Here is a 531-nt window from a genome sequence, read left to right on the forward strand (position 1 = left end):
ATCTACACAACACCAAGCCAATCAACACTAGCTTGGCAGTACTGCGTTCGCCACAAATTCCATCGGTCCTTGTAGAGACTGGATTTATCTCTAACCCAACAGAAGAGAAACTGCTGTTCCAACGCGCACACCAAGATAAGTTAGCGCAGGCTATCTCTAAAGCGGTGGTTAAATATCTAAAAGATAACCCACCTGAAGGCACGGTGTTCTCACCTTCCTCTAAACCAATGGTGCACATTGTTAAGCGTGGTGAATCGCTGTCTGTGATTGCAAATAAATACGGTACTAACTCGAAAGCGTTGATGGCTGAGAACAAGTTGAAATCGACCAGCTTAGCGGTTGGACAAAAACTGCGTATTCCGTCAGCTGGCAAGATCCAAGTGCCAAGCAAGCCTATTACAGTAGAGACTGAAACGATTACTCATACCGTTAAATCGGGTGAGTTCTTGGGTAAGATCGCAAGTCACTATAAAGTGAAGCTGTCGGATATTCGTCGTGAGAACAACTTAAAATCCGATACCTTATGGGTTG

The 531-nt window shown here is 44.6% G+C and carries 1 protein-coding gene; it reads left to right on the forward strand.

The genetic code is table 11. From position 1 onward, the window contains the following. Positions 1-531: LysM peptidoglycan-binding domain-containing protein (locus R7Q46_RS29985; RefSeq protein ID WP_318078695.1), on the forward strand; the 531-nt coding region annotated here is incomplete at both ends.

Source organism: Vibrio sp. 811 (genome assembly GCF_033339195.1).